Genomic DNA, 22398 nt, shown 5'->3' with positions numbered 1-22398 from the left:
CCCGCTTATTCTTCCTTCTCCTCACCCACGGTCAGCGGCCAATCGACGACGTAATCTTCGAGATCGTCGATATCGATCTCATTTTCGTTGATCGTGCGGCCTCGGGCCGAAATGCCCGCGGCGTGGACGGTTTCGGGATCGCCGGAGATGAGCGGATGCCACCAATAGAGGTCGCGGCCCTCGCTGACCAGCCGGTAGCCGCAGGTCGGCGGCAACCAGGCGATGTCGGGCACGTTCTCCTTCGTCAGCTGGACGCAGTCCGGCACGAAGTCCCAGCGGTTCTCATAGCTGGAGCAGCGACAGCTCTCGCCGTCGAGCAGCTTGCAGCAGACCGAGGTGAAATAGATATCGCCGCTGTCCCATTCCTCGATCTTGTTGAGACAACAGAGGCCGCAGCCGTCGCAGAGGCTTTCCCATTCGGCGGTGGTCATTTCGGCAAGCGTCTTGCTCTTCCAGAAGGGCAGATCGTGCATCGTTCGTTTCTTGCAACAGCGGCCCGCAAATTCACGTGACCGCCCTTGTATCTCTCTTGTTATCAGCCGCAAAATCAATCAATTCTTCAGCATGCGCCTGCTACCGGAGAACTCTCTCCTGGTATCGGAGAGCTTTTCGGCCCTTGCGGGCCTCGCGCTTTCGTCGCTTTCCGGCGGCCGGACATGAGCGAAGCGCGACCAGGCGGGAATACAGGACGTGCAGGATCCGGACAACCCAGAAAACGGGCCAGAAAAAGAGACGAATGACGCGGGCAAGCGGCCGGCGAAGAGCCGCCACATTCTGCTGCGCATCGATTCGTGGATCGATTCGACCGTCTGGAACGCCGGCTTCCGCGCTGCCGAGATCTGGGAAGACACCACCATCTTCTTCCGCCGCTTCCGCGTTCGCGGCTGGAAGCGCATGGTTTTCGAACTGGCGGGCGAAGGGCTGACGCTCGGCGCCGCAGGCATGGTGCTGATGCTGGCACTCGCCCAGCCGGCTTTCGAAGCCACCAAGGAAGACTGGCGCAACCGCGGCGACTTCGCCGTCACCTTCCTCGACCGCTACGGCAACGTCATCGGCCATCGCGGCGTCATCCACCAGAATTCCGTACCGATCGACGAGCTGCCGGATTCGCTGATCAAATCGGTCATCGCCACCGAGGACCGGCGTTTCTTCGACCATTTCGGCATCGACGCCATCGGCCTGTTCCGCGCCATGGTCACCAATGCCCAGGCCGGCGAAGTCGTGCAGGGCGGCTCGACGCTGACGCAGCAGCTCGCCAAGAACCTCTTCCTTTCAAACGAGCGCTCGATAGATCGCAAGATCACCGAGGCTTTCCTGGCACTGTGGCTGGAGGCGAACCTTTCCAAGAAGGAAATCCTCTCCACCTATCTCGACCGCGCCTATATGGGCGGCGGTACCTTTGGTGCTGCCGCGGCCGCGCAATTCTATTTCGGCAAGAACATCACCGACGTGAACCTTGCCGAATCCGCCATGCTTGCCGGCCTGTTCAAGGCGCCTGCGAAATATGCGCCGCATGTCAACCTGCCGGCCGCACGCGCGCGCGCCAATGAGGTACTCACCAATCTCGTACAGAGCGGGCTGATGACTGAAGGCCAGGTGATCGCCGCCAGGCGCAATCCCGCGACCGTCGTCGACCGCAACGAAGTGGAATCGCCGGATTTCTTCCTCGATTGGGCTTTCGACGAAGTACAGCGGCTTTCTCCGCGCTTCCACCAGCATTCTTTGATCGTGCGCACGACGATCGACATGGGCATCCAGAAAGCGGCGGAGGATTCGATCGAGACGTCGCTACGCGAATATGGCGAGGCCTATCACGCGAAACAGGGCGCCATGGTGATGATCGAAAATGGCGGCGCGGTGCGCGCCATGGTCGGCGGACGGGATTATGGCGAGAGCCAGTTCAACCGCGCCACCAAGGCGCTGCGCCAGCCGGGCTCCTCCTTCAAGGTCTATACCTATTCGGTGGCAATGGAGAGCGGAATGACGCCGCAGACGACCATCGTCGACGCGCCGATCTCCTGGGGGAACTGGAGCCCGCATAATTACGCCAATCACTATGCCGGCCGCATAACGCTCGAGACCGCGATCGCCCAGTCGATCAATACCGTTCCCGTACGGCTCGCGAAGGAGAAGCTCGGCATCCAGCCGATCCGGGCGATGGCGAAGAACCTCGGCGTCGAAACGCCGATCCGCGATGACGTTACCATTCCGATCGGCACGTCCGAGGTGACGGTGCTCGATCAGGCGACCGCCTATGCCACCTTCCCGGCCGGCGGCTTCCAGTCGCGCCGCCACGGCATCACCCAGATCCTCGATTACGGCGGCGACGTGCTCTACGATTTCGATCACGACGAGCCGGCGCCGAAGCGCGTGCTGTCCGAACAGGCCGACGCCTATATGAACCAGATGCTGTCGCGCGTTCCCTATGTCGGTACTGCGCGCAAGGCGGCACTCGACAACGGCATCTTGACTGCCGGCAAGACAGGCACGACCCAGGCCTATCGCGACGCCTGGTTCGTCGGCTTCACCGGCAATTACACCTGCGCCGTCTGGTTCGGCAACGACGACTACACCTCGACCAACAACATGACCGGCGGTTCGCTGCCGGCGATGACCTTCAAGCGCGCTATGGACTACGCCCATCAAGGCGTCACGCTGCGCGCCATCCCCGGCATCGAAAATCCCCTGTCCTCCGAGAAGGATCTCGCCAAGACCGCCGCCGCCAAGCCGCAGGACGGGTTGCCGCAGCTCATCCGGCCGCGCATGCTCTCGGTTCAATCGACCGACATCCTCAAGGCTCTCGGCGAGAAGCTGAAGAGCGCCGCCCCGCTTGCGCCGCAGAAGGTCGCGAGCGCCGAATAGCCTGCGTGTGCCTGTTGCCAGCATTCACGCGCGGGCGGTGACCGTGGATAGATCGGCGCCTATCTCCCGGCGTGGCATTCCACCCTGCCAGAATCAGTGGTAACCCTTTCTCCCGATGTGGTTACCAAGGTATTGACGTGTTTCGATTTCCCCTTTTCATCCTGGTCACCTTGATCGTCGCTTTCGGCGGCGGGATCATGATCACCCTCTACGCACTGGATGCGACACAGGGTTTTGGGGCGATCAAGCTCGGCGCCTGGGAAGCCTTTCCGGCATTGCAGACCGTCGATGCCGACCCTTATGCCAAGTCGCATCGCGCGCGCGCCGGCAAGTTGCTTTACGGCAGCGCCGAGGGACTGACCTTCACGGCGAGCGTCGATGACGAAGGCGCGCGGCTGAATGCGGACTGCCGCTACCGCATCAGCGGGCAGACGCCCCCCGCCCGCCTCTGGACCCTGTTCACCGCCGACAATGGCGGCAATCCGGCGGCAATGAAACCGGGGCTTCCCTCGGCCCTGAACTCGTGGACGGTGCTGCGCCAGCCCGACAGCAGCTTCTCGATCGAAATATCGGCCGGCGCGCAGCCGGGCAATTGGCTGGCGCTGCCGCGGGCCGGCACGTTCCGGCTGGTGTTGACGCTGTTCGATACGCCGACGGCCGGCAGTTCCGGCGTGATCGATCTCGCCATGCCGAAGCTCACCAAGACCGGATGCGGCAATGCTTAGAATATTCTTCGCCGTCCTCACCGGTCTTTTCGGCGCAGCGCTGCTGCATCTGGTCATCATTCTTTCGCTGCCCCATTTCACCGGCAAGGACGCGGCGACCCGCATAGAGGCAGAAGGCGACCTCAGCAATTTCTACCTGCTAGGTGACCAATATGACGATGCCGGCCTTGCCAACGGTGACCCGTTCGTGCGCACCGCCGTCTGTTCTTTCGATGTCGAGGATGCGCCGGTGCATTTCACGGCTAGGGGTAATGTACCCTTCTGGTCGATCGCGATCTACGACAGTGCCTCCAATGAGGTCTTCAGCATGAACGACCGGACATCGGTCGGCGGCGCGCTCGACGTACTGGCGGGCGGTCCGATCCAGCTGACAGACTTGCGCAAGAATCTGCCGCAGGAACTGCAGCAGACGATCCTGGTGGAAATGGCACGACCGGATGGCTATGCCGTGCTGCGGACGCTGGCGCCGCAGGCGAGTTTCGATGAAGCCGCACGGAACTTTCTCTCCGAAGCTGGCTGCGAACAATTCGCCACGCGCTAGGGTTGAACCGAATTACTTTTTATTGACGCGCGGCGCAGGCGCCGGGCGATGTTTCGGGTTCTCGGCCAGCCGCTCATAACGAACGCCGGTGAACCATAGGATCTTGCCTTCGCGAGGCTCTTTATCCGGGCGACGCGGCGTCCGTGGCTGCCGATCTGCCAATGCGACTATTATTGCCATTCTCGTCTCCATGCACTGCCCGAGACGGATGAACTTGCGATGGATTTCACCCTGCCCGCCAATCTGCGAGCCGGCGCGTCCTGCGATGCCGAATGAACCGGACCGAGGGCATCCGCGCCTTTCCCACGGCACCTGATCGAAATACCGTGATGCGGAGTTTCAACGATCCAAACACCCAAATCGCGTCGTTCCTATCCGAATTGAGACACATAACAGTTAACAGTTTACTAATGTTCGCTTGGTGCCAAACATAGTTCACCTTGTTCGTCTGTAACGCCTGGACAGTTGTTTTGGTTTCACGGCGCCCGCGCAAAAACGCTTCATGAATCGATGGCGTAAAATTAGAATAGATTCATACAGTTGGCGATAATGAGCTCGGTTTAGCCGCGTCGTGAGCGACAGTGTTGCAAATATACGCCACGAAATATTCGTATTTTCCCCTGCGTCGATCAAACATTTCCAGACATGGTTCCAACGGAGATTTTAGACACCCTTGCCGCAATTGCAGGGGACAGGCGATGTCTGTGCGGTGAACCATCGTCTCGGCCTGGGAGCAGGCGGGGCCGTCGCCACGCGCTGGATGCCGGCCAGCGCAGAAGGGCGCATCGACGCCAAAAGCGTGGAGGCCAAGTCTGCCGCATCTCCGGCACTCGAGCTTATCACGCCCCGGTCGTGACAATTGCCAAAGTAATGCAGCCGCTGCGCGACCTGCGGAACGCCTGGCTTTTGCATGCTAACACCGCCGATGCGCAATCGCCGCAACGACCTTTCAAAACAAGCGAATTTACATTTCCGGCTAATCATGCTGCAGCACGCGATGCGTGTGTACTTCTGTTGCATTTTAATAAAATCTTCAGCATGCATTAACCGTACCGGTGTAGGATTCGTTCATAACCGTATGGTCTGACATGCGTTCCGCCAGCGCATATTGGCCCGTGGTTCCCCTTGTTCTGCGTTTTCAGGGTGTGCTTGTGCGTGACCGGTTTAGAGACCTTGAAGGCCCCTTGGCCGTCAGGAAAAAGGACGTGGTGTTGATGGCGACTGTCAGCAGCTTCGAGAATCTGTCTCATCCGACACGATCCGAGCTGCGCCAGTTTGCCGAGCTTTTCATGCCCTTGTTCCAGGCCTCCTCCGACGAGGCCAGGCGCCAGGCGGTCGCCGCCCTGTCCCAATGCGAGCACATGCCCGCGGCCGTGGCGCTGTTCATCGGCAGCCAGTCGATCGAGATCGCGGCACCTTTCATTACCGCTTCACAGGCAATCAGTGACGATACGCTGATCACCATCGCCCGCACACAGGGCAAGGATCATGTGAAGGCGATTGTCAGCCGCGATTCGCTCTCGCCGAAGGTTATCGATGCCTTGGTGGCGTTGCGCCAGGCCGGCCCCAGGTCCGCCGCCCCGGTGGCTCCCATCACCGAAACGCCGGCGGTGCCGCTTTCGCCGATGCCGAGCGAAGCGAACGAGGCAGATGCGTTGGAGGAGCAGCGCGTTGCCAATGAAGCGGCATTGCGCGAACGCATCCTCGACCTTGCCGGTCACCTCGGCCGCAACGACGAGGACAGGCTCGGCCTGCGCACGCTCACCGACATTCAGGAAGCGCTGCTGGTACGCTTTGCCCGCTCCCGCGAAGCGACGCATTTCGCAACCGCGCTTGCCGACGCCCTTTCCGCCAGCCGCTGGCTTGCAGAGCGCATCATGCTCGACCTTTCCGGCCAGCAGCTCGCCACAACGCTGACAAGCCTCGGCATGGGCTTTCTCGATTCCGTCTTCGTGCTTGAAAAGCTCTATCCGCACCTTGCCGAACAACAGCACAATGTCACACGCGGCTGGATGGTGCTCGATGCTCTTGACCCGGAAGAGTGCCACGAACGTGTCGAAGCCTGGCGACGCGCCGATCGCTACACCTACAAGCCCGAAGTGCCAGATGCGCCCGCGCTTCCGGAAACGGCCAACTATCGCTTCATCCGCCAGGCGCCGCCGCAACGCGACATGCGCGTCATGGGGCGGCGGTCTCGCTGAGTTTAACGGCCATCAGCCATCCCGCGCGAGCGGGATGATGTCGCCCAATTCCTCCGCCTCGAGTTCGACGATCCAGAGATCGGGATCGAATCTCCGCTCGCGCTCCAGCATCGCGCGCACCGATTCCGGCTCGGCCCGCGACAGGCGGATCTCGAACAAGCGCTCGGCGGCTTCATTCTCGCCGAAGGCGGTCTGCGGCGCCGGCGCGTAGAGCGTTTCCAAGCCGTCGCGGAAGTGCTGGCGGATGAAGATCGCACCCGCCTCCTCCGCGCCCTTCTTCTCGACAGCAGCAAAATCGCCGCTGGCAAAGACGCGGCGCAGGAGAGCGGAAATGAAGATGTCGGCACGCAATCTCATCGGCGCGATATAGACCGGCACGTGGACGGCGGCAATCCATGCCGGCGCCGGACGGTCGCTAAGCGTTAGATCGCGCCGATTTCCCTGAGCTTCTTCAGCACCGCCTCGTTCGGCTCGCCGTTTTCGGGCAGGTTGTAGTGCTTCTGAAAATGTCGGATGGCCGCGCGCGTCTGCTCACCGGCGACGCCGTCGACGCCAACATTGGCATAGGCCATGTTGGAAAGACCTTTCTGGATCTTCAGCACCAGATCGACATTGGCGATTTCGCTCGATAGAACCTGTTTTGCCGGTGATGGAGCCGTTTTGATCGTCTTTTCGGCGCTGCGGATCGCGGCTGCGACCGGATCTTCTGTCGAGGCCTTCGAACTTACGTCCTCATGCGGCTTTTCAGCGGGTATCGTCGAAGGACCGGCAGCATCGGTTTTCAGCGCGGCCAGCACCTCCGGCGTCGCATCTCCGCTCTGAGCCATGCCGACCGTCTCCTCGAAGAAGAGGATGGCCGCACTGGTGCGGGGGCCGATCATGCCATCGGGGGTCCCGTTGTAGAGGCCGCGGCGCACCAGCTGCTGCTGGATGTCCATAACGAGCTGGCTCGGCTGCTGACTGGGCGCGGCGGGAGCCGGTGTCGCATTGGTAGCGGCCGCGTCCTCCGGCCGTTCGATCCGGAAGGTGGTGACGTCGCCCCGCGGTTCCTCGACCGGGCGACGGGCGCCGAGCACATTCGGAGATTGCGGGTCGCGGGTACGGAAAATCGGGTGCGGATGCGAGCCCGGCTGATACCAGAGCGCATTGGCTGCGACGAAGGAGAAGATGACCACGAAGGCGATCGTGCCGCCGGCGACGGACGGATTGCGGCCGATGACACCGCCGAGCACCGACGCGCCCTGCAGGCCAAGGCCACCCAAAGCAGCAGCACCTGTTATCAACAGGCCGGGCTGCTGCCGACCCTTTTTTCCCTTAGGCGATTTTCGCTTGCGCGCGGCCATCGAAAAGCCCCTCTTCCAGTTCTACCCCGGTATTGACCGCGCCCTTCAGCCGCGGAGGAAACTCGACAGTCGCGGCATGGCCGGCATCTTCGGCGCGCTTGGCGCCCGAGCCGTCCACCGCGATTTCGATGGTGATGATCGTGCCTTCGCCGGGCTGGCTGGCGATAGCAAAGTTTCCGCCATGCAGCGCTACCAGTCCCTTGACCAGCGACAGGCCGAGGCCGGTGCCTTCGAACCGGCGGGTATAATCGTTCTGGATCTGCACGAAAGGCTGGCCAAGCAATGCCAGCTTGTCGGCCGGAATGCCGATGCCGGTATCGCTGACCGTCAGCTTCAGAATGCCGTCGCGCGCCGCCGCATCGACGGAGACGACGCCTCCGGCCTCGGTGAACTTCACGGCGTTGCCGACGAGATTGATGAGGATCTGCTGGATGGCGCGCTGATCGGCAATGATTTCGCCGAGGCCGCGCTGGATACGGCTCGTCAGGGTAACGCCCTTGGTCTTGGCCTGCAATGCCAGCATCGATTCGCAGGATTTGACGGAGCTTGCAATATCGAAAGGTTCGAGGATCAGCTCGTAGCGACCCGCCTCGATCTTGCTCATGTCGAGCATGGTGTTGACGACGGACAAGAGATGCGCGCCGGATTCGCGGACCAGGCCGACATATTCGCGCTGACGGTCGTTTTCGAATTTGCCGAAATATTCGCCGATGAGAATATCGGAGAATCCGAGAATGGCGTTCAGAGGTGTGCGCAGCTCATGGCTGACGGCCGCAAGGAAGCGTGATTTGGCATCGTTTGCCGATTCGGCATCGGCCGCGCGATTCTGGGCTTCGTCACGCAGCTGCTGCTCGACGGAGACATCGCGCAGCTGGGCGATGACGGCAGCCAGCTCGCCGTCTGCATCGCGTCGCGCGGTCATATCCATCCTCAGATAGGCGAACTGACGTTGATCGCGCGAAACCGAGGGTCGGTCGAGGCGCAGATCGACGCTCGCAGCATCCTCGCCGCGGCGCAGGAGATCGAGCGCCCGCAGGAAAAGGATGCGGTCGGAGACATGCACCTGCTCGAGGAAGCCCCTGCCCTTGGGATCACGCATCCAGGCCAGGAAATCGCGCCGGTCGCGGCCACCGACAGTCACCACACTGCCGTGCTGATCGATGAAGAAGACGAGGCCTGGGGTGGCGGTAAGGAAGAAGTCCTCAGCCGACTGCGTGGCGATGCCGGCGGGCGAGCCCTGACGGGCGAGCGCGATGCTGCCGACGGCGGAAAAAAGAAAGGCGGCGCAAACTATGGCAACACCGGCCGGCAAGGCGACGGCGGGGCTGGTGACCGCGGAAAGCCCGATCGGAGCGGCAACGAGAGCGGCCGACGACATCAGGACGAGGCGGCGCAGGATCGCGAGCTCGCGCTGACGCACGGCTTCGCCGCCCCCCGTCCGGGAAAGCCAGCTTGTCGCTGCCCGGTCTACGAGGGCCGTCGCCCAGCCGCCAATGTCACTCAATACACGCACGCAATACCCGCCAAAAAGGCTGTCTATCGATCCGGACAATAGGCCTCCGCGACTTAAAGAAAGGATAAGGCAAAAGCGCTCTTCACAGCCTGAAAGGGCCGAAATTCCCGTTTTGAGGCATATGGAAGCCTCTTTACCTTTTGTGGTTAATGGCAGGTAAGCGATGGATTTTCCTCATATTTCAGTATGTCGTTAACTCCTGTGGCAAGGCGAGCTTCCAAAAGCCCTGCAATTGCAAGGAGGTGCTGCCCAGATGCTTAACGGCAATGGCTCGCATTCGAATTAAATGCGGCTCAAATACGCTTCGCTAAAATTTGAACTAAATTTGCCGCAAATGCGCGTGAGTTTCGAAAAGCGGCATTCGCAACTTGGCGGTAGGGTGAAATCACACCGGACAACCGGCCTGATTCGGCGACAAGACCGGGCGGGAAACAGGATGGGCAACGACAATGTGGTTTCTGATTAAAGGATCCTTCTGGTTTGGCCTTGTGCTCGTGCTTCTTTCCGTCTTCAGCACGGAGAGTTCCGACAAGACCTCCAACGGCCCGCAATTGCAGCTTTCCGATGCGTTTACCGCGGCAAGCGGCGCCTACGACTATTTGACCGGCATGTGCTCGGAAAAGCCCGAGGTCTGCGCCAAGGGCGCGGAGACCTTCACGGCGCTCGGCTACCGGGCTCGTGAAGGCGCCCGTGTCGCCTATGAGCTCCTTGATAGCCAATTCAAGGACGAAGCGCCGGCGACAGCGAAACTTGCCGCCCCGCAGACGCCGGTAGCGCTCAACATGCCCCTCCTTGCTGCGCCTTCGATCCAGGAGAAGGTGCGCGAGGCAAAGGCCGCGCTGAATCAGCCGATGCCTTACCGCCCGCCGGTCGAGGGTGACGCCACAGCCGAGACGGTGGTAACAGGCGCAATTCCGCTGCCGACGCCGAAGCCGGCGATCTGACGAAATTTTTCGCGGGCACTCCGTCCGCAGCACCTTTGGTTTTCTAGCTTGCATCGGTGGTCCGCATGACGCGGAGATGCCCCATGCCTGACGTGCCTGCCCTGTTTAATTCAGCATGTTGCTGCGCCGTGAGGATGCCCACCCCTCACGGCTTTTTTTATCCAGCTCCGGGCAAAACCACCTGGTGCTTTGCCTGGGAAAACCGCTTCACACTTTTCCTGGAATTGCTTTAGCGGTTCAAATCCGCTGGTCTTTCACCTATATGCACTTCTAGAGCTGTTCCTGACGCATTCCGGATGCAAAGCCGGTGCGCACTTTCGCTGGAATTGCTTTAATGGTGAAAGGCTTTTCCATGGCATCCCTCGACCAGATCATCGACGACTTCACCTTTCTGGACGATTGGGAAGACCGCTACCGCTATGTCATCGAGCTCGGCAAGGCGCTGCCCGAACTGCCGGACGAGAAGCGCACCTCCGAGAACAAGGTGATGGGATGCGCTAGCCAGGTATGGCTGGTGACGCATACGGCAGGCGATCCCGACAATCCCGTCATGAGTTTCGAGGGTGATTCGGACGCCCATATCGTGCGCGGCCTGGTCGCCATCGTACTTGCTACCTATTCAGGCAAGACCGCATCCGAGATCGCCGGCCTCGACGCCTTCGAGATATTCTCGAAGATCGGCCTGGTGGAGAATTTGTCGTCGCAGCGCTCGAATGGACTGCGGTCGATGGTAAACAGGATACGGGAAGAGGCAAGGGTCCGCGCCGCGGCTTGAACGTAATTGGAGTTGATCGGCGTTGAGAAACGCCCTGCAAGCCGATCGATTCGAAAGCGACTGCCTTGGCAGGCGAGTATATTAACATTTGCTCATAGTACAGGAATACATCCGACACCTCTTGCGCCAAGCATAAGGCCGGACGTCTCCAATATCTCCTCCTGCGTCCGGCGCTGCTCCGCAGAGCACGAAATACTGGAGAGATTTTTCCCTCGTCCTGAATGAATACAAAAAAGCCGGGCGTAGGACCCGGCTTTTGTCGTTGGTTGCTTTCGTAAAAGCTCAGCCGCGGCCGCGCTTGCGGCGCTGGCCCAGACCCATTTCCTTTGCCAGGCGCGAACGCGCTTCGGCATAAGCGGGCGCTACCATCGGGTAATCGGTCGGCAGGTCCCACTTCTCGCGGTACTCTTCCGGCGAAAGGCTGTGATGCGTCATCAGGTGACGCTTGAGGGACTTGAAGTTGCCGCCGCATTCCAAACACGTGATCTGCTCGTCCTGTACCGACTTGCGGACAGAAACTGCAGGCTTCTGCTTTTCGACGATCGCCGCAGCGGGCTGCGGTACGGACGTGTTGCTCAGTGCCGAATGCACGTCGGAAATCAGATTGGCCAGGTCGCTGACCGGTACAACGTGGTTGCTGACATAGGCCGCGACGATGTCGGCCGTCAGTTCCACAAGCAGCTCCGGCCCATTGCCGGTCGCTATATCCGTCATATTCTTTCTCCTGTTAGCATGCTCAAACGGCCCCTGACTGACGCGTCAAAGACCCTCCTCGTAGAAGCGAACAGCAAAAGTACAGGAAGCGACCTTCTGTTCCGAAAAACCGAAATCCACCCCTAGATTCCGAAGACCGAGACCTGTTCTTATACTGCGCTGACCGAAAACCACTACGTCATGCCCCAGGCGATGGCCCCAGTTAGACATTAAAAATCAAAACTGAGGGACTTGGAAGCAGTACGATTGTAACTCACAATCAGAACTCTACTTACATTTTCAAATACCATCGTTTGGCCAAAAGGCCAATTATTATTTGTCGTTTTTCTTGAGAAAAAATAGCTAACGAAGAATTGAGGGGGCTGCTATCAAGCTTTACTCACAGCTTCCTGTGCATAAGTTTTGCATAAATCTGGTAAAGTCGCTGAACAGCATATCCGTCAGCGCTTGCGCATGTCGTCGCGTACCGAGATACCGCCGAGGTCATATCCCGAACGATGGGCTGCTCTCGCAAGCAGATGGGCAGATACCGGCGCGGTCAGCAGAAAGAAGATGAAGCCGGCAAGAGCGCGGGCAAGAATCATCGGATCTTCGGAATAAAGGCCGGCGGCAAAGAGCAGCAAGCCCGAGCCGACAGTGCCCGCCTTCGAGGCCGAATGCATGCGGGTATAGAGATCCGGCAGCCTGACGAGGCCGATCGCCGCCGAAAGCGCGAAGAACGCACCGGCGATCAGCAGCAGAGCCGTGACGGCAGCGACAATATAATCCATCATCGCCTCCTCCCTGTCCGGCGTCTTTTGGCGCTACCCTTCGCTGCGGTAGAAGGCGGGGGGTTGATGTCGGCGCGCGACAGCACGAAGCGCGCGAAGGCGACGGTCGCCAGGAAGCCGACGAGGCCGAGCGAGATGGCGATATCGATATAGAGCGAAAAGCCGGTCTTGATGGCGATAACGGCGATGTAACCGATCGCTATGCCGGTCAGCATATCCAGCGCCAGGATACGATCCGGCAATGTCGGGCCGGCAATGACCCGCCAGACGGTCAGAAGCAGCGCCAGGCCAAGGATGACGAGGGCGACCGAGGATGCGGCCGCGATGATGGCGGCGGGCGTGATCACCGGAAGGCCTCCATGATCTTGCGTTCGAAACCGTTGGCGATATTCCGCCTGGTCGCCTCGGGATCGGAACAATCGAGCGCGTGCACATAGAGCGTGCGGCGATCAATGGAGACGTCGACGGAAAGTGTGCCTGGCGTCAGGGTGATGAGGTTTGCAAGCAGCGTGATCTCGAAATCGCTCGTTACCGTCAGGGGGAAGGCAAAGATACCGGGCTTCAGCTTCATATCGGGCGAGAGAACCGTGAGCGTGACCTTCCAGGCCGACAGCGACAATTCCTTCAGGAACAGCGCGGCCAGCGAGAGCACCGGCCAAATGCGACGCGGATAGGACTTGTCGCCGAAGGGTGTGCGGACGATGAAGAGCGCCAGGACCGCGAGCAGAAGACCGAAGACAAGATTGAGCAGCGAAACGCTGCCGGTGACGGCGACCCAGCCGATGGCGAGCAGCAGTAGGCTGAAGAGAAAGACGGTCACCGCGTGTCTCCTTTCGGAAAAACCGAATGAAGATAGGCTTGGCGATCGACAAGACCGGCCGCTGCCGATTGCGACAATCGCAGCAGTTGTTCCGGCAGAATGCCGAAGCCGATGACCAGCACTGTCAGCGCGGCGAGCGGCAGACCGGTGCGCCAGCACGTCCTCGATGGGGCGAGCACGGTCGGCGCAGGGCGCCAATAGGCGAGCAGGAAGAGGCGTCCGAAGGCGATCGTCGTCAGAAAACCCCCAGCAAGGATCGAGGCTGCCAGCCACCAGGCGCCGATATCGAGCGAGGCCTTGACGAGAATGACTTTCGGCCAGAAGCCGGAAAAGGGCGGCAGGCCGCAGGCGGCAAGGAAGAGCACGAAGGAGATCGCGGTGAAACCGCCGCTTTGCCTATAGAGCCCGCCGAGCGCCGAGAGCGAAAAGCCGCCGCCGCGCCGGGCGATCTCGCCGGCGGCAAGATAGAGTGCCGTCATCAGCACCATGGAATGGACCGCATAGAGGACCGCGCCGCTGATCCCGCCAGGGCCGCCGAGGGCGACGCCGGCAAGCATGTTGCCGATGCCCGCGATGACGACATAGCCGAACAGCTTGCGGATATCGTTTTCGGCAAGCGCGCCGAGGGCGCCGACCAGAATGGTCGCGGCCGCAGCGAGCGCGATCACGAAGCTCAAATTCTCGCGCTCCACCGGCAGCAGCATGACGATCACCCGGATCAGCGCGTAGATGCCGACCTTGGTGAGCAGGCCGGCAAAGAGCGCCGAGACGACGATGCGCGGCGTATGATAGGAGGCAGGCAGCCAGAAATTGACCGGAAACGCCGCCGCCTTCATGCCGAAGGCGAGCAGGAAGAGGCTTGCAAGCGTCATCAGCGGCGCCTCGCCGCGCAGATCCCCAGCCTTTGAAGCGATATCGGCCATGTTGAGCGTGCCGAAGGTGGCATAGAGGATGCCGACCCCGGCCAGGAACAAGGTCGTGGCGATGAGATTGAGTACGGCATATTTCAGCGCCCCGTCGATCTGCTCGCGTTCGGAGCCAAGGATGATCAGCCCGAAGGAGGAGATCAACAGCACCTCGAACCAGACGTAGAGATTGAAGATATCGCCGGTCAGAAAGGCGCCGGTGACGCCTGCCATCAAAAGCATGAGCAGCGGGAAGAAACCGTATCGCCGGCCGCTTTCACCCATGTCGGCCAGCGCATAGACGCCACCGGCAAGAGCCGCAAGCGCCGCGGTGAACGCCATCAGCGCACCGAAGAGATCGACAGTGAAGGCGATGCCGAAGGGCGGCAGCCACCGCCCCATGACCATGGTGAGCGGTCCCTCGGCAGCGACCTTGGCCAGCAGCGCCGCATCCATCAGTGCCAAGAGCCCAAGACCCGATATGGCAAGCCAGCCCTGCAGCCGCGGATAGGCGCGCACCATCAGCAGGATGGCGCCGAGCGTGATGCAATGGGCAACCGGCAGGATAGCGAGCCAATGACCGATCGCAACCGGGGCGGCGACCAAAGCGGCGGAGAGATCGACGGGGGCGGTGGGGGCGGCCATCAGATGGCGCCTCGATTGTCGCGAGAGAGGGCTTGCCTTGGGGTGAACATCCGCACCGACATCCGCCTCAATACCCCAATGGCGGCAGCGGCCGCTCCTCTGGCTCGGCGGCATGCATTTCGCTGGTGTCGTCAGTGCCGAGGTCCTGATAGGCGCGGTAGGTCAGCACCAGCAGGAAGGCGAGGAAAGAAAAGGAGATGACGATTGCTGTCAGGATGAGCGCCTGCGGCAGCGGGTTGGCCGTACCCGAGGGCAAGGCGTCGAGACCCGCCGGGATGATCGGCGGCACTTCGCGGGTCAGCCGGCCTGATGTAAAGAGCAGCAGGTTGACGGCGTTACCGAGGATGGCGACGCCGAGCATGATGCGGATCGAGAATTTCGACAACATCAGATAGATGGCGGCGGCAAAGAACAGGCCGACAAGGATCGCCAGAAGAGGCTCCATCATTCCACCTCTTTTTCTTCGAGCGCCAGCGCGATCGAGGTGATGGCGCCGAGCACGACCAGATAGACGCCGATATCGAAGAGCAGGACGCTCGACAGCGGCACCTCCGCCCCGAAAAGTTTCGGATAGATCCAGAGCCCGGTCATGAAGGGAACGGCAAAGAAGATGGAGAGCAGACCCGCAATCGTCGAAAGCAGCAAGCCGGCGCCGGCAATCGATAGCGGATGGAAGAACAGCGAACGGCGAACGGCGGAAACGCCGCGAGCGATGCCGTAGACCGCCAATCCAGAGGCTGCGATCAGCCCGCCTATGAAGCCGCCGCCCGGCTCGTTATGGCCGCGCAGCAGCACGAAGAAGGAAAAAAGCAGCATCAGCGCGGTGAGAAACGGAGCAACGGTGCGAAAGATGAGGGTGTTCACGCGATCAGCCCTCCGCCTCGATTGCGTCAGGGTCATTGGCGGCAAGTTTGCGCTCCGTGCCAGCGCGGATGCGGATGAGCGCCAGAATGGCAAGGCCGGCGACCGCGACGACGGCGATTTCGCCGAGTGTATCGGTGCCGCGAAAGTCGACGATGATGACATTGACCACATTGGCGCCGTGGGCGATCGATTTGGAATAGGTGTTGAAGAAGGCCGTCAGCGCGTCGTTGAACGGCGTCTGCGTCGCCCGCATCAGCAAAAGCGTAAAACCGAGGCCGCAGCCAAGCGCGAGCGCTGCGTGGAAGATCCTGCGGGCGGGCGGGCGCCGGTCTGCGGCGACAAGGCGAAGCCTGGTCATGACGAGGGCGAGGATGACCACCGAAAGGGTTTCGACCATGAACTGGGTGAAGGAGAGATCCGGTGCGCCGAACAGCAGGAAGATGATGGAGACGGCAAAACCCTGGATGCCGAGCGAGACGATCGCCGTCAGCCTGTCGCGGGCGACGAGCACGCCGGCAAGACCGACGGCGGCAATCAGGAACACCACCCATTCATGGAGCCTGACATCGGCCGGCCAAACGGGAAGGCGCGGCAACTCACCGTAGACGACGGGCGGAACGAGCAGGATAGCCGCGACGCAGACGAAGGTGCAGATGACGTAGATCTCGAGCCGCCCCGGCTGGATCAACCGCGTGATGCGGCCGGCGAGGCGGACGAGACCCGATACGGCAAGGTCGAAACCGTGATCCGGTCCCCGCCCCGCCGAGCGCAAAAGGACTGCCATCAGCAAGCGGGCGCGAGCGAGCTGCCAGTAGATGCCGATGCCGGACAGCACGGTCAGAACGGAGAGCGCCAGCGGCAGCCCGAGATGCGGCGCGAGCGAGATGTCGATGTCGACCGGGCTCTGGCGGATGGCGGCTGATATCGGCGAGGACAGGGCTGCGTGGGTGAAGCTCGAAAAGACAGCCGCGAACAGGCCGAGAACCGCGAGGATGGCCGGGCCGAGCCAGAGCAGGAGGGGCGCTTCGTGCGGATGTTTCGGCGTCTCCACCGGCCGGCCGAGGAAGGGGTTCAGCGCCACGGCGAAGGCGACGGCGAACATCAGCGCATTGCCGAAGATGGCGATCAACGTGAAGGTGAGCGCGCGGATATCACTGCCGGCAAGCGCCCTATAGATCTCCTCCTTGGCGAGAAAACCGAAGAGGGGCGGCAGGCCTGCCATGGAAAATGCCGCTGCAAGCGCGATGATTGCCGTTAGCGGCATCGCCCGCATCAGGCCGCCGAGCCTGGTGATATCGCGCGTGCCGGTCTCATGGTCGATGATGCCGGCGACCATGAAGAGCGCGCCCTTGAAGAGGCAATGCGCCACCAGATAGAGCGCCGCCGCCTCCACCGCATATTCCGAGCCGAAGCCGACCAGCAGGACGAGCAGACCGAGCGAGGAGACAGTGGTATAGGCGAGCTTGAGCTTGAGGTCCGTCTGGCCGATGGCGAGTGCCGCGCCGACCACCAGCGTCAGCCCGCCGAAGAAGGGCAGAAGAATTTCCCAGGCGGGTGTGGCGCCCATCACCGGATTAAGCCGCATCAGCAGATAGACGCCTGCTTTCACCATGGTGGCCGAGTGCAGGTAGACCGAAACCGGTGTCGGGGCCTCCATGGCGTTCGGCAGCCAGAAATGAAAGGGAAATTGCGCCGATTTGGTGAAGGCGCCGCCGAGAACCAGAATAAGAGCGGCGAAATAGAGCGGGTTTTCGCGCACGGCATCGCCGGATCCGATGAGCAGCGACATCTGCGTGACGCCTGACATGTTCCAGAGGAGCAGCAGGCCGGCCAACAGGAACAGCCCTCCCCCGCCAGTGACGACCAGCGCCTGCAGGGCGGCGCGGCGAGCCGCCTCACGCTCGTGATCGAAGCCGATCAGCAGGAAGGAGGTGATCGATGTCAGTTCCCAGAAGATGAAGAACATCAGGAAACTGTCGGAAACGACGATCCCCAGCATCGCTCCCATGAAGAGGAAGATGAAGGAGAAGAAGCGGCCCTGATCTTTGTGACCTTTCAGGTACGCGCCAGCATAAAGCACGATCAGCGTGCCGATGCCGGTGATCAGAAGCGCGAAAGCCAGCGACAGGCCGTCGATGAACCAGGAGAAGGAGAGATTGTAGCTCGGCACCCATACATAACCGCCGGCGACGACCTCGCCGCGCGCGATAAGAGGAACGAAACGGACGAAATGCAGAAAAGCGAGCAAAGGAGCAATCGCCAGGAGCCAGGCACCGTTTGCACCAAAGACCCGGATAGTGAAAGGAGCGGCGAGAGCGCCGGCGAGCGGCAGACACAAGGCCAGAAATGTCAGAGCCGTGACATCGGCCATGTCTCCTCCTCTACCGGCAACAGACGAAGGCCGGCGGAGCCAGCTCATCTCCTGACTTAGGCGAAATGATAAAGGGTCTCAAGCAATTTCGATCACAGGGGAAGCTGCCTGCGGCACCTAGAGCGTATCAAGCCATCGACCGGGAAAGACGTGTCAGCAGCCGGGCGAGGCAGCCGTGCAGGATGAAAAGCAAAAGCGTCAGCGGCCAGACAAGGCAGGCGAAGAGTCCGACGAGACGATAGAGCGTCACGCCGTCATGGTTGGCCCAGCCTTCCAACATCGTGACCGTCATGGCGACCAAGGCCACCAGGCCGTAAAGCAGGAAGATTGCAGCTTCAAACAACAGTCACTCTCCAATGCACGTGAGATTAACCCTAACGGAAAATTCCTAACGGATGTAAAAGCAACCGTCTTCCCGATTGCGGCAGGCCGCGAATCTCACGACGTTGCGCCGCAGACTTGATGAAATTAGGACCACGCACCACATTTCTCGCGAAACGGAACCGCCCCTCGGCAAAAGGAGCACGTCATGTCCGAAACTGCAACCACCGCCAAGATCCACAAGACCGATGCCGAATGGAAAGAGCAGCTCACTCCCGAGCAATATCGCATCACGCGCCAGCACGGCACCGAGCGCGCCTTCACCGGTCCCTACTGGGATTCCTTCGAGACAGGGCTTTACCGGTGCGTCGGCTGCAATGCGCCGCTTTTCCGCTCCGACACGAAATTCGACGCCGGCTGCGGCTGGCCGAGTTATTTTGAAGCGGTATCACCAGATGCGGTGACCGAGCATCGCGACACCACCTACGGCATGGTGCGCACCGAAATCCGCTGCGGCACCTGCGACGCCCATCTCGGCCACGTCTTTCCCGACGGCCCGCCGCCGACCGGCCTGCGCTATTGCATCAACGGCCATGCCATGGTGTTCGAACCCGGGAAGTAAGCACGGAGCCCCTGCGACCGGCAAACGGCTCATCCGATGCGATGAGCCGCCGACTTTCTGCCGTCGTCCGCACCATCGCCGAGCAAGCGATCCCGCCTGCAGGAAAAAGCCGATGACGCGCGATATTTTGAGCACCGACCGGCTGAGCTTGCGGGAAATTACGCCTGCCGACCTGCCATTCCTTCAATGCATTTTCGGTGATGAGCAATGCATGCGCTATTACCCCGCCACAAAGACATTGGATGAAACCGAAAGCTGGTTTCGCAGGCTCGCCTTCGACAGCTATGCCAATTGTGGTTTCGGCTCTGGGCCGTGGTTGACCGAAAGAGCGGCGCCCTGCTGGGCGATTGCGGAATCACGCTCCAGGAAACATCCGCCGGCCTGGAACCTGAGATCGGCTACCACCTTTGGCGCGATCATTGGGGCAAGGGTTATGCCGTCGAGGCGGCCACCGCCTGCCGGAACCACGCGCTTAGTGCCCTTGGCCTTTCGCGCATCGTCTCGATCGTCAGGCCCGACAACGTCCCTTCCCGGCGGGTGGCCGAGCGGGTGCATCAACGGCGGGAAACATTCTTCAAATCAGCACGTCTCGACGGCGGCAGGATGGAATTCTACCTCTACATCACGGACAGGACACAGAGCTGATCCCGTTGCGAGGCGACGCCTTTGCAATCACTCGTGCTCGGCGGGACAGGGCCATGTCGCGGGTGTAGAGAGGCCGGCCGGCAGCTTTGTCGAGGCGTTGCCGCAGGCAAGGTCGATCTGCGCCTGCTCGAGCCCGGCTGCGGCCGAGAGGTCAAGGCCCTCGATGCGGGTCAGGAACATGAAGGCGCGGTCGAACATCACCGGGCCTTCGAAGGTTGCTCCGGAGAGATCGGCACGGGAGAGATTGGCGAAAGAGAATTTCGCTCCCGTGAGCACCGCCTTGTCGAAATCGGCGCGGCCGAGCTCCGCCTTTTCGAAGGTGGCGCCGGAAAGCCGCGCACCTGCAAAGTTGGCGCGCTGCAACTCAGCTCCGGCAAAGGAAGCGCCTTCGGCGGCGATATTGGCGAAGCTCGAACGATAGGCCTCGATTTTGGCGAAGTTGGCGCCTTCGGCGTGGGCGCCTTCGAGCGAGGCGCGCACCAGCGTCGCCTTCTCGAGATTGGCGGACTTGACGTTGGCACCGCTCAGATCGGTCAACGAGAAATCGGTGCTGAAGAGATTGGCGCCTTCGAGATCGCTGCCCTGCAACATCAGGTTCTTCTTGGTGCATTCCTGCCAGTCGAGCTTCGGCGAAGCCGTGCTGCCGCACTCGGCAGCCCGCGTGGAGATCGGGGCAAAGGCAAGAAGAACGAAGGCAAAGAGGCCGAGCGGCGATCTGTGCATTGCCATTGAACTGTTCACCTCCATGACGCTTTCAGGCCAGCTCCCGCGAAGCAGGCCGTCACTCATTTTTACACAGCTCAGACTACAATAAAAAGATGGCGAACGCGGTGGCAATGGATTTGCCGGGAAGGCTGATTCAATCCGCCTTGCCAGGTAGGCGAAGTTCCATGCAGGTAAGATCAAGCCAGCGGCCGAACTTGGTGCCGACCTCGGAAAATCTGCCGGCGATGCGGAAACCGAGCTTTTCGTGCAGCCTGATCGAAGCTGCGTTTTCCGCCTCGATACCGGCGATCATGACATGGATATTGCCGGCCGCGGCCCGCGCGATCAGTTCATGCATCAGGCGCTCGCCGATGCCGGCGCCGCGGCAGTCCTTGTCGACATAGACGGAATGCTCGACCGTGTGGCGGTAGCCGTCGAAGGCACGCCAGTCGCCGTAGGAGGCATAACCTGCGACCTTGCCCGATATCTCGGCAACGATAACCGGAAAGCCTCGAGCCTTGCGCGCCCTGAACCACTCCAGCCGATTTTCGAGGTCGACCAACGTATCGTTCCAGATCGCCGTCGTGTGCTCGACGGCGTGATTGTAGATATCGCGGATGGCGGAAAGATCTGCCTCGGTGGCATCGCGGAGGAGAACGGGGTCTGTCATGATTGCCTGGTCCGAATGTCTGCTTCGCATCGTGTTTTGCGCGTCGGGAAAGACGTGCGGCGCTGTAGGGCGGCATACGCTTCGCCTCGGGAGATGTAAACGGCGGATGCGAAAGACAGACGGCTGAGGAATGGTTCTGGTTCAGAGACCCGGTGTAGACAGGCTGAAGCAGGTGAGAACCGCCGAATAATGAACGGCCGCGGCCGTGACGACGAAGCCGTGCCAGATGGCGTTCTGGAAACGCAGCTTCTCCCAGATGTGGAAGATGACGCCCAGCGAATAGATCACGCCGCCGATGATGATCAGCAACATCGAGGCGAAAGGAATGCGCGAAGCGACGGGCTCGGCGACCAGGACTCCGCTCCAGCCCATGGCGAGATAGAGCAGGATGGCAAAACGGTCATATCGCCCGGGAAAGACGCATTTCAGGATGATGCCGGCGGCGGCGAACAGCCAGATCGCCACCAGCATGAACAAGAGCAGCGGCTCATCGGCGCCGCGTTCGAGAAATGGCGTATAGGTGGCGGCGATCAGGATGAAAATCGCCGAATGATCGAAACGGCGCAGATACCATTTCGTGCGCGAGACCGGCCAGGCATTGTAGGAAAAGGAAATGGCAAGCGTCAGAACCAGCCCGACGCTATAGATCCAGGCGGCGGCAAGCTCGCCGTAGGAACTCCAGACCGTGGCATAGAAAATCAGCACGGTCGCTCCAACCAGCGCCAGCACGAGCCCGACGCCGTGGACAATACCGTCGGCGATCAGTTCGTATCTGTCATAAGCCCAGCGAATGCCGTTGAACTCGGCCATGCACGCCCGCCCGTTTCATAACCCGACTGAGATCGTCTCATCGAACGGGCGGGGGCGCAACTGCGACGAACCGCGCAGCGGTAAATCTTCGTGACAGGCCGCAAGCGCCCGCCGCCCTTCAACGGAAGGTCAAACCTTCTGCCGGTCGACCAGCACCGAGCATTTGGCGTGACGCACGACCCGGTCGGCGGTGGCGCCGATGAAGTAGTTGGAAAAATCCGGAACATGCGAGGCGACGATAATCAGGTCGGCGCCGTGGCTTTCTGCGGTCGAAATGATCGCTTTGGCGGGCGGGCCGTGGCGGATCTCGACGGTTGCGGTAATACCGGTTGCGGCGATCAGCGTTTGCAGCTTGTCGCGGCTATCCTTCATCGCGTCCTCGACCATATTGGCGGGCAGTTCGATCGCGACATAGGTCGGCACGTCCTCGATGACGTTGAGCGCTATGATCTCGCCGCCGTCGTCGAGCAGGGTCGCGGCCTTGCGGAGGATCATTTCTCCCTTTTCGATACCGCCGAGCGCGATCGCTACGATAATCTTCCTGTACATGTTGCCCTCCATGACGAATACATAAGCCTCTCCTAAAGAAGATATGGGCGCATTGACCGCGATCAAGTGGACGCAAGAGATCG

The 22398-nt window shown here is 61.0% G+C and carries 24 protein-coding genes and 1 pseudogene; 8 read left to right on the top strand and 17 right to left on the bottom strand.

The genetic code is table 11. The features are described 5' to 3' along the window. Positions 1-5: 5 nt before the first annotated feature. Positions 6-473 carry a YcgN family cysteine cluster protein gene (locus NE852_RS06455; protein ID WP_008528830.1) on the bottom strand — a complete coding sequence of 156 codons (468 nt, stop codon included), beginning with the start codon at positions 471-473 and terminating at the stop codon, positions 6-8. 217 nt (positions 474-690) lie between these two features. On the opposite strand from NE852_RS06455, the gene NE852_RS06450 reads away from it, so the two are divergent. The 4 genes from NE852_RS06450 to NE852_RS06435 all read left to right on the top strand — a co-directional run bounded on the left by NE852_RS06450 (position 691) and on the right by NE852_RS06435 (position 6329). After that, positions 691-2862 (top strand): transglycosylase domain-containing protein, encoded by a 2172-nt coding sequence (locus NE852_RS06450; protein WP_008528831.1) that lies wholly within the window; start codon positions 691-693, stop codon positions 2860-2862. 137 nt (positions 2863-2999) lie between these two features. Beyond that, a complete protein-coding gene (locus NE852_RS06445; RefSeq protein ID WP_008528833.1) occupies positions 3000-3587 on the top strand; it encodes a DUF1214 domain-containing protein in 588 nt (195 codons plus the stop codon). Next, positions 3580-4128 carry a membrane protein gene (locus tag NE852_RS06440; protein ID WP_008528834.1) on the top strand — a complete coding sequence of 183 codons (549 nt, stop codon included), beginning with the start codon at positions 3580-3582 and terminating at the stop codon, positions 4126-4128. The genes NE852_RS06445 and NE852_RS06440 overlap by 8 nt, the downstream gene beginning before the upstream one ends. A 1151-nt stretch (positions 4129-5279) precedes the next feature. Continuing rightward, positions 5280-6329 (top strand): DUF2336 domain-containing protein, encoded by a 1050-nt coding sequence (locus NE852_RS06435; protein ID WP_037172118.1) that lies wholly within the window; start codon positions 5280-5282, stop codon positions 6327-6329. A 12-nt stretch (positions 6330-6341) separates the two neighbouring features. Here the strand turns inward: NE852_RS06435 and NE852_RS06430 are convergent, their stop codons facing one another. The 3 genes from NE852_RS06430 to NE852_RS06420 all read right to left on the bottom strand — a co-directional run bounded on the left by NE852_RS06430 (position 6342) and on the right by NE852_RS06420 (position 9224). Then, positions 6342-6686, bottom strand: a complete 345-nt coding sequence (locus tag NE852_RS06430; protein WP_008528839.1) for a DUF1491 family protein — start codon at positions 6684-6686, stop codon at positions 6342-6344. 65 nt (positions 6687-6751) lie between these two features. Then, on the bottom strand, positions 6752-7672 hold the full coding sequence (locus tag NE852_RS06425) for a peptidoglycan-binding domain-containing protein (RefSeq protein ID WP_008528840.1): 921 nt from the start codon (positions 7670-7672) through the stop codon (positions 6752-6754). Beyond that, a complete protein-coding gene (locus NE852_RS06420) occupies positions 7644-9224 on the bottom strand; it encodes a HAMP domain-containing sensor histidine kinase (RefSeq protein WP_258156316.1) in 1581 nt (526 codons plus the stop codon). The genes NE852_RS06425 and NE852_RS06420 overlap by 29 nt, the downstream gene beginning before the upstream one ends. Before the next feature lie 410 nt (positions 9225-9634). On the opposite strand from NE852_RS06420, the gene NE852_RS06415 reads away from it, so the two are divergent. Next, the gene (locus NE852_RS06415) at positions 9635-10129 is read left to right on the top strand and encodes a DUF5330 domain-containing protein (protein WP_008528843.1); all 495 of its coding nucleotides are present in this window, start codon (positions 9635-9637) and stop codon (positions 10127-10129) included. Between the two features lie 352 nt (positions 10130-10481). Then, positions 10482-10904, top strand: coding sequence for a SufE family protein (locus NE852_RS06410; protein WP_008528844.1), 423 nt, complete (start codon positions 10482-10484; stop codon positions 10902-10904). Between the two features lie 282 nt (positions 10905-11186). On the opposite strand, the gene NE852_RS06405 is transcribed toward NE852_RS06410, so the two are convergent. The 9 genes from NE852_RS06405 to NE852_RS06365 all read right to left on the bottom strand — a co-directional run bounded on the left by NE852_RS06405 (position 11187) and on the right by NE852_RS06365 (position 18336). Beyond that, positions 11187-11618: a MucR family transcriptional regulator gene (locus NE852_RS06405; RefSeq protein ID WP_008528845.1), complete on the bottom strand. Its 432-nt coding sequence runs from the start codon at positions 11616-11618 to the stop codon at positions 11187-11189. 440 nt (positions 11619-12058) lie between these two features. Beyond that, the gene (gene mnhG, locus NE852_RS06400; RefSeq protein ID WP_037172125.1) at positions 12059-12391 is read right to left on the bottom strand and encodes a monovalent cation/H(+) antiporter subunit G; all 333 of its coding nucleotides are present in this window, start codon (positions 12389-12391) and stop codon (positions 12059-12061) included. Further along, positions 12388-12735 carry a cation:proton antiporter gene (locus tag NE852_RS06395; protein ID WP_008528850.1) on the bottom strand — a complete coding sequence of 116 codons (348 nt, stop codon included), beginning with the start codon at positions 12733-12735 and terminating at the stop codon, positions 12388-12390. Before NE852_RS06395 ends, mnhG begins: the two co-directional genes overlap by 4 nt. Then, complete coding sequence (locus NE852_RS06390) at positions 12732-13208, bottom strand: Na+/H+ antiporter subunit E (RefSeq protein WP_008528851.1); 477 nt, start codon at positions 13206-13208, stop codon at positions 12732-12734. The genes NE852_RS06395 and NE852_RS06390 overlap by 4 nt, the downstream gene beginning before the upstream one ends. Next, a complete protein-coding gene (locus tag NE852_RS06385; RefSeq protein WP_008528852.1) occupies positions 13205-14758 on the bottom strand; it encodes a Na+/H+ antiporter subunit D in 1554 nt (517 codons plus the stop codon). The genes NE852_RS06390 and NE852_RS06385 overlap by 4 nt, the downstream gene beginning before the upstream one ends. A gap of 67 nt (positions 14759-14825) precedes the next feature. Beyond that, entirely contained in the window at positions 14826-15203 is a 378-nt protein-coding gene (locus tag NE852_RS06380) for a Na+/H+ antiporter subunit C (RefSeq protein ID WP_008528853.1), read from the bottom strand. Continuing rightward, entirely contained in the window at positions 15203-15622 is a 420-nt protein-coding gene (locus NE852_RS06375) for a Na(+)/H(+) antiporter subunit B (RefSeq protein WP_008528854.1), read from the bottom strand. The genes NE852_RS06380 and NE852_RS06375 overlap by 1 nt, the downstream gene beginning before the upstream one ends. Before the next feature lie 4 nt (positions 15623-15626). Then, complete coding sequence (locus NE852_RS06370) at positions 15627-17993, bottom strand: putative monovalent cation/H+ antiporter subunit A (protein WP_258156315.1); 2367 nt, start codon at positions 17991-17993, stop codon at positions 15627-15629. A 127-nt stretch (positions 17994-18120) separates the two neighbouring features. Then, positions 18121-18336, bottom strand: coding sequence for a hypothetical protein (locus NE852_RS06365; RefSeq protein ID WP_008528857.1), 216 nt, complete (start codon positions 18334-18336; stop codon positions 18121-18123). Positions 18337-18522: 186 nt separating this feature from the next. On the opposite strand from NE852_RS06365, the gene msrB reads away from it, so the two are divergent. Both msrB and NE852_RS06355 read left to right on the top strand, forming a co-directional pair. Beyond that, positions 18523-18936 carry a peptide-methionine (R)-S-oxide reductase MsrB gene (gene msrB / locus NE852_RS06360; protein ID WP_008528859.1) on the top strand — a complete coding sequence of 138 codons (414 nt, stop codon included), beginning with the start codon at positions 18523-18525 and terminating at the stop codon, positions 18934-18936. 112 nt (positions 18937-19048) lie between these two features. Next, a pseudogene (locus tag NE852_RS06355) lies at positions 19049-19581 on the top strand (GNAT family N-acetyltransferase). A gap of 27 nt (positions 19582-19608) precedes the next feature. Here NE852_RS06355 and NE852_RS06350 read toward each other — a convergent pair. From NE852_RS06350 to NE852_RS06335, 4 genes are all read right to left on the bottom strand, one after another. Beyond that, positions 19609-20310: a pentapeptide repeat-containing protein gene (locus tag NE852_RS06350; protein WP_008528861.1), complete on the bottom strand. Its 702-nt coding sequence runs from the start codon at positions 20308-20310 to the stop codon at positions 19609-19611. Positions 20311-20440: 130 nt separating this feature from the next. Next, positions 20441-20956 (bottom strand): GNAT family N-acetyltransferase, encoded by a 516-nt coding sequence (locus NE852_RS06345; protein WP_008528862.1) that lies wholly within the window; start codon positions 20954-20956, stop codon positions 20441-20443. 141 nt (positions 20957-21097) lie between these two features. Next, the gene (locus NE852_RS06340) at positions 21098-21766 is read right to left on the bottom strand and encodes a hemolysin III family protein (protein WP_008528863.1); all 669 of its coding nucleotides are present in this window, start codon (positions 21764-21766) and stop codon (positions 21098-21100) included. A gap of 129 nt (positions 21767-21895) precedes the next feature. Beyond that, positions 21896-22315, bottom strand: a complete 420-nt coding sequence (locus NE852_RS06335) for a universal stress protein (protein ID WP_008528864.1) — start codon at positions 22313-22315, stop codon at positions 21896-21898. Positions 22316-22398: the final 83 nt, after the last annotated feature.

The sequence above is a fragment of the Rhizobium sp. Pop5 genome (assembly GCF_024721175.1).
Lineage (GTDB): Bacteria > Pseudomonadota > Alphaproteobacteria > Rhizobiales > Rhizobiaceae > Rhizobium.
This window is presented reverse-complemented; position numbering and strand designations above follow the sequence as displayed.

What these genes read in the sequence shown, in the direction of transcription:
- NE852_RS06350 (WP_008528861.1), bottom strand. Translation starts at nt 20,310, where the DNA reads ATGGCAATGCACAGATCGCCGCTCGGCCTCTTTGCCTTCGTTCTTCTT.
- msrB (WP_008528859.1), top strand. Translation starts at nt 18,523, where the DNA reads ATGTCCGAAACTGCAACCACCGCCAAGATCCACAAGACCGATGCCGAA.
- NE852_RS06440 (WP_008528834.1), top strand. Translation starts at nt 3,580, where the DNA reads ATGCTTAGAATATTCTTCGCCGTCCTCACCGGTCTTTTCGGCGCAGCG.
- NE852_RS06335 (WP_008528864.1), bottom strand. Translation starts at nt 22,315, where the DNA reads ATGTACAGGAAGATTATCGTAGCGATCGCGCTCGGCGGTATCGAAAAG.
- NE852_RS06415 (WP_008528843.1), top strand. Translation starts at nt 9,635, where the DNA reads ATGTGGTTTCTGATTAAAGGATCCTTCTGGTTTGGCCTTGTGCTCGTG.
- NE852_RS06455 (WP_008528830.1), bottom strand. Translation starts at nt 473, where the DNA reads ATGCACGATCTGCCCTTCTGGAAGAGCAAGACGCTTGCCGAAATGACC.
- mnhG (WP_037172125.1), bottom strand. Translation starts at nt 12,391, where the DNA reads ATGATGGATTATATTGTCGCTGCCGTCACGGCTCTGCTGCTGATCGCC.
- NE852_RS06430 (WP_008528839.1), bottom strand. Translation starts at nt 6,686, where the DNA reads ATGAGATTGCGTGCCGACATCTTCATTTCCGCTCTCCTGCGCCGCGTC.
- NE852_RS06380 (WP_008528853.1), bottom strand. Translation starts at nt 15,203, where the DNA reads ATGGAGCCTCTTCTGGCGATCCTTGTCGGCCTGTTCTTTGCCGCCGCC.
- NE852_RS06370 (WP_258156315.1), bottom strand. Translation starts at nt 17,993, where the DNA reads ATGGCCGATGTCACGGCTCTGACATTTCTGGCCTTGTGTCTGCCGCTC.
- NE852_RS06345 (WP_008528862.1), bottom strand. Translation starts at nt 20,956, where the DNA reads ATGACAGACCCCGTTCTCCTCCGCGATGCCACCGAGGCAGATCTTTCC.
- NE852_RS06410 (WP_008528844.1), top strand. Translation starts at nt 10,482, where the DNA reads ATGGCATCCCTCGACCAGATCATCGACGACTTCACCTTTCTGGACGAT.
- NE852_RS06405 (WP_008528845.1), bottom strand. Translation starts at nt 11,618, where the DNA reads ATGACGGATATAGCGACCGGCAATGGGCCGGAGCTGCTTGTGGAACTG.
- NE852_RS06425 (WP_008528840.1), bottom strand. Translation starts at nt 7,672, where the DNA reads ATGGCCGCGCGCAAGCGAAAATCGCCTAAGGGAAAAAAGGGTCGGCAG.
- NE852_RS06340 (WP_008528863.1), bottom strand. Translation starts at nt 21,766, where the DNA reads ATGGCCGAGTTCAACGGCATTCGCTGGGCTTATGACAGATACGAACTG.
- NE852_RS06385 (WP_008528852.1), bottom strand. Translation starts at nt 14,758, where the DNA reads ATGGCCGCCCCCACCGCCCCCGTCGATCTCTCCGCCGCTTTGGTCGCC.